The organism is Burkholderia sp. Ax-1724, assembly GCF_011752995.1.
Taxonomy (GTDB): domain Bacteria; phylum Pseudomonadota; class Gammaproteobacteria; order Burkholderiales; family Burkholderiaceae; genus Paraburkholderia.
In genome coordinates, this window is the sequence record NZ_VWWL01000051.1 from 1 (window position 1) to 5654 (window position 5654).

The window sequence follows — 5654 nt, forward strand, 5'->3', positions numbered from 1 at the left end:
AGGAGCCTGACGATTACCTACTTTCACACGGGCAATCCGCACTATCATCGGCGTGGAGTCGTTTCACGGTCCTGTTCGGGATGGGAAGGGGTGGGACCGACTCGCTATGGTCATCAGGCATGACGGGTTGCTGCGTCGCGGGTTTTCGCGCCACAGCCAATCGGGAAGAAGCGTAAAGGATTCGTGTGGGAGTTGCGTTGTTTCTGGCACAACATCGATCACTCAACCGCGTGTTCTGGTCACTCCTTCTGGAGTTCCAGCGTATCCCCTTCTTCGGGGATCGGACACCCGCAAGCGCTTTGCATGGGCCCGGCGCAAGTGCTGAAGCACTCACGCCGGCCGGCAGCTGAAGCACTAACGGTGTCGAGACACACCTGTTATAGGATCAAGCCTTACGGGCAATTAGTATCAGTTAGCTCAGTGCATTACTGCACGTGCACACCTGACCTATCAACGTCCTGGTCTTGAACGACCCTTCAAGGGGCTCGAAGCCCCGGGGATATCTCATCTTAAGGCGAGTTTCCCGCTTAGATGCTTTCAGCGGTTATCTCTTCCGAACATAGCTACCCGGCGATGCCACTGGCGTGACAACCGGTACACCAGAGGTTCGTCCACTCCGGTCCTCTCGTACTAGGAGCAGCCCCCTTCAAATATCCAGCGCCCACGGCAGATAGGGACCAAACTGTCTCACGACGTTTTAAACCCAGCTCACGTACCTCTTTAAATGGCGAACAGCCATACCCTTGGGACCGGCTACAGCCCCAGGATGAGATGAGCCGACATCGAGGTGCCAAACACCGCCGTCGATATGAACTCTTGGGCGGTATCAGCCTGTTATCCCCAGAGTACCTTTTATCCGTTGAGCGATGGCCCTTCCATACAGAACCACCGGATCACTATGACCTGCTTTCGCACCTGTTCGACTTGTCAGTCTCACAGTCAAGCACGCTTATGCCATTGCACTATCAGCACGATTTCCGACCGTACCTAGCGTACCTTCGTACTCCTCCGTTACACTTTGGGAGGAGACCGCCCCAGTCAAACTGCCTACCATGCACTGTCCCCAACCCGGATTACGGGCCAAGGTTAGAACCTCAAACAGATCAGGGTGGTATTTCAAGGACGGCTCCACGGAAACTGGCGTTCCCGCTTCACAGCCTCCCACCTATCCTACACAGACCGGTTCAAAGTCCAATGCAAAGCTACAGTAAAGGTTCATGGGGTCTTTCCGTCTAGCCGCGGGGAGATTGCATCATCACAAACACTTCAACTTCGCTGAGTCCCGGGAGGAGACAGTGTGGCCATCGTTACGCCATTCGTGCAGGTCGGAACTTACCCGACAAGGAATTTCGCTACCTTAGGACCGTTATAGTTACGGCCGCCGTTTACCGGGACTTCAATCAGGAGCTTGCACCCCATCATTTAATCTTCCGGCACCGGGCAGGCGTCACACCCTATACGTCCACTTTCGTGTTTGCAGAGTGCTGTGTTTTTATTAAACAGTCGCAGCCACCAGTTTATTGCAACCCCTTCACCCTTCTGGCGCAAGCCAGTCAAGCTACAGGGGCGTACCTTATCCCGAAGTTACGGTACCAGTTTGCCGAGTTCCTTCTCCCGGGTTCTCTCAAGCGCCTTAGAATACTCATCTCGCCCACCTGTGTCGGTTTGCGGTACGGTCTTGTTAAACTGAAGCTTAGAGGCTTTTCTTGGAACCACTTCCGATTGCTTCTTCACCGAAGTGAATGGCCTCGCACCCTTGAATTCCGCGCCCGGATTTGCCAAAGCGCCTTCTCCAATGCAAGGACCGGGACTTCCAACACCCGGACAACCTTCCGCGATCCGTCCCCCCATCGCATTTAACAATGGTGCAGGAATATTAACCTGCTTCCCATCAGCTACGCATTTCTGCCTCGCCTTAGGGGCCGACTCACCCTACGCCGATGAACGTTGCGTAGGAAACCTTGGGCTTACGGCGAGGGGGCCTTTCACCCCCTTTATCGCTACTCATGTCAGCATTCGCACTTCCGATACCTCCAGCACACTTTCCAGTGCACCTTCGCAGGCTTACGGAACGCTCTCCTACCATGCACATCAATGTGCATCCGCAGCTTCGGTATATGGCTTAGCCCCGTTACATCTTCCGCGCAGGACGACTCGATCAGTGAGCTATTACGCTTTCTTTAAAGGGTGGCTGCTTCTAAGCCAACCTCCTGACTGTTTTAGCCTTCCCACTTCGTTTCCCACTTAGCCATATTTGGGGACCTTAGCTGGCGGTCTGGGTTGTTTCCCTCTTGACACCGGACGTTAGCACCCGATGTCTGTCTCCCGTGATTGCACTCTTCGGTATTCGGAGTTTGCTATGGCGAAGTAATCCGCAATGGACCCCACAACCATGACAGTGCTCTACCCCCGAAGGTGATACACGAGGCACTACCTAAATAGTTTTCGGAGAGAACCAGCTATTTCCAGGTTTGTTTAGCCTTTCACCCCTATCCACAGCTCATCCCCTAACTTTTCAACGTTAGTGGGTTCGGTCCTCCAGCACGTGTTACCGTGCCTTCAACCTGGCCATGGATAGATCACCTGGTTTCGGGTCTACACCCAGCGACTAATCGCCCTGTTCGGACTCGCTTTCGCTACGCCTGCCCTAATCGGTTAAGCTCGCCACTGAATGTAAGTCGCTGACCCATTATACAAAAGGTACGCCGTCACCCCCGAAGAGGCTCCGACTGTTTGTATGCATGCGGTTTCAGGATCTGTTTCACTCCCCTCCCGGGGTTCTTTTCGCCTTTCCCTCACGGTACTGGTTCACTATCGGTCGATCACGAGTATTTAGCCTTGGAGGATGGTCCCCCCATCTTCAGACAGGATTTCACGTGTCCCGCCCTACTTCTCGTACACCCAGTTCTTCCATGCTGTTTTCGTCTACGGGGCTATCACCCGCTATGGCTGCACTTTCCAGAGCATTCGACTAACAGTACAGATAAAGAGTACAGGCTGATCCCATTTCGCTCGCCACTACTTTGGGAATCTCGGTTGATTTCTTTTCCTGCGGTTACTTAGATGTTTCAGTTCACCGCGTTCGCTTCACATGACCTATGTATTCAGTCATGGATACTCCATTAGGAGTGGGTTTCCCCATTCGGACATCTCCGGATCAAAGCTTGTTTGCCAGCTCCCCGGAGCTTTTCGCAGGCTACCGCGTCCTTCATCGCCTGTGATCGCCAAGGCATCCACCACATGCACTTGTTCGCTTGACCCTATAACAGGTATGTCTCTTCGCGAGACTCACCCGCTACAGGTTGAGTATTCGTGTTGCGCCGTATTCCAAGACGACCTTCCGATCGCCCTTAAAATACATCGATACAATCACAACCCTGATTCACCTACTCGCCTACCCATCTCTAAGTACGCTTTCGTGAATCTCTTTACTACTTCTTCCTGATTGTTAAAGAACGACAGCCGATTGCGAGTTGCCTCACATCGCTCTGACTGGCTCAATCGCCAATGCGCAACGCTCTGCACTCGTGCAGAACCCTGCGCATTGAAGATTGGTGGAGGATGACGGGATCGAACCGACGACCCCCTGCTTGCAAAGCAGGTGCTCTCCCAGCTGAGCTAATCCCCCAGTCATACTACAGATACGACTATCTGCCCGCACCCAGAGATCTGTCAGCACCACAGACAAAGATGGTGGGTCTGGATGGATTCGAACCATCGACCCCCGCCTTATCAAGACGGTGCTCTAACCGACTGAGCTACAGACCCCTGCGTCTGTCTGCGTTTCTTCTGCTAACCACAGCCGATAAGCGTGAGCACTTGATAGAGATGCTAGCTCTGGAAAGGAGGTGATCCAGCCGCACCTTCCGATACGGCTACCTTGTTACGACTTCACCCCAGTCATGAATCCCACCGTGGTAAGCGCCCTCCTTGCGGTTAGGCTACCTACTTCTGGTGAAACCCACTCCCATGGTGTGACGGGCGGTGTGTACAAGACCCGGGAACGTATTCACCGCGGCATGCTGATCCGCGATTACTAGCGATTCCAGCTTCACGCACTCGAGTTGCAGAGTGCGATCCGGACTACGATCGGTTTTCTGGGATTGGCTCCACCTCGCGGCTTGGCAACCCTCTGTTCCGACCATTGTATGACGTGTGAAGCCCTACCCATAAGGGCCATGAGGACTTGACGTCATCCCCACCTTCCTCCGGTTTGTCACCGGCAGTCTCCCTGGAGTGCTCTTGCGTAGCAACTAGGGACAAGGGTTGCGCTCGTTGCGGGACTTAACCCAACATCTCACGACACGAGCTGACGACAGCCATGCAGCACCTGTGTGATGGCTCCCTTTCGGGCACACCCAACTCTCATCAGGCTTCCATCCATGTCAAGGGTAGGTAAGGTTTTTCGCGTTGCATCGAATTAATCCACATCATCCACCGCTTGTGCGGGTCCCCGTCAATTCCTTTGAGTTTTAATCTTGCGACCGTACTCCCCAGGCGGTCAACTTCACGCGTTAGCTACGTTACCAAGCCAATGAAGGCCCGACAACCAGTTGACATCGTTTAGGGCGTGGACTACCAGGGTATCTAATCCTGTTTGCTCCCCACGCTTTCGTGCATGAGCGTCAGTATTGGCCCAGGGGGCTGCCTTCGCCATCGGTGTTCCTCCACATCTCTACGCATTTCACTGCTACACGTGGAATTCCACCCCCCTCTGCCATACTCCAGCGCTGCAGTCACCAATGCAGTTCCCAGGTTAAGCCCGGGGATTTCACATCGGTCTTACAGCACCGCCTGCGCACGCTTTACGCCCAGTAATTCCGATTAACGCTCGCACCCTACGTATTACCGCGGCTGCTGGCACGTAGTTAGCCGGTGCTTATTCTTCCAGTACCGTCATCCCCCTCCGGTATTATCGAAAGGGCTTTCTTCCCGGACAAAAGTGCTTTACAACCCGAAGGCCTTCTTCACACACGCGGCATTGCTGGATCAGGGTTGCCCCCATTGTCCAAAATTCCCCACTGCTGCCTCCCGTAGGAGTCTGGGCCGTGTCTCAGTCCCAGTGTGGCTGGTCGTCCTCTCAGACCAGCTACAGATCGTCGGCTTGGTAGGCCTTTACCCCACCAACTACCTAATCTGCCATCGGCCGCCCCTTGAGCGCGAGGTCTTGCGAGCCCCCGCTTTCCTCTCCCGAGCGTATGCGGTATTAATCCGGCTTTCGCCGGGCTATCCCCCACTCCAGGACACGTTCCGATGTATTACTCACCCGTTCGCCACTCGCCGCCAGGCCGAAGCCCGCGCTGCCGTCCGACTTGCATGTGTAAGGCATGCCGCCAGCGTTCAATCTGAGCCAGGATCAAACTCTTCAGTTCAAACCTGTTACTGTTTTCGGTTCATCTCTGAACCGGTCGCTCACTCAACGTACTGACGATGATTAACCTGTCTCTCAACAGGCAAACCTTCCTCTTTACTGTGTGAGACTCTTGATACTTTTGCCTTGACCCGATCCGAAGATCAGGTCCGCACCCCGCATCAAGCGCCCACACTTATCGGCTGTTGGTTTTTAAAGATCAGTCCACAAACTCACAGCACCCAAACCACCCGGCACCGCTTCGTTCGCGTCGCTGCGTCTGCAGCAGAGAAACGAGATTATG

2 tRNA genes and 3 rRNA genes are annotated in these 5654 nt (G+C 54.2%); all 5 read right to left on the bottom strand.

Annotated elements, in window-relative coordinates:
* Positions 1 to 4: 4 nt before the first annotated feature.
* Positions 5 to 118 (bottom strand): 5S ribosomal RNA (gene rrf, locus F3J19_RS32180).
* A 263-nt stretch (positions 119 to 381) separates the two neighbouring features.
* Positions 382 to 3260, bottom strand: a 23S ribosomal RNA gene (locus F3J19_RS32185).
* A gap of 292 nt (positions 3261 to 3552) precedes the next feature.
* Positions 3553 to 3628: transfer RNA gene (locus F3J19_RS32190), tRNA-Ala, on the bottom strand.
* A 63-nt stretch (positions 3629 to 3691) separates the two neighbouring features.
* Positions 3692 to 3768 (bottom strand) — tRNA-Ile (locus F3J19_RS32195).
* 73 nt (positions 3769 to 3841) lie between these two features.
* A 16S ribosomal RNA gene (locus F3J19_RS32200) occupies positions 3842 to 5372 on the bottom strand.
* The 16S, 23S and 5S rRNA genes sit together here with 2 tRNA genes alongside, the layout of an rRNA operon.
* Between the last annotated feature and the right edge of the window lie 282 nt (positions 5373 to 5654).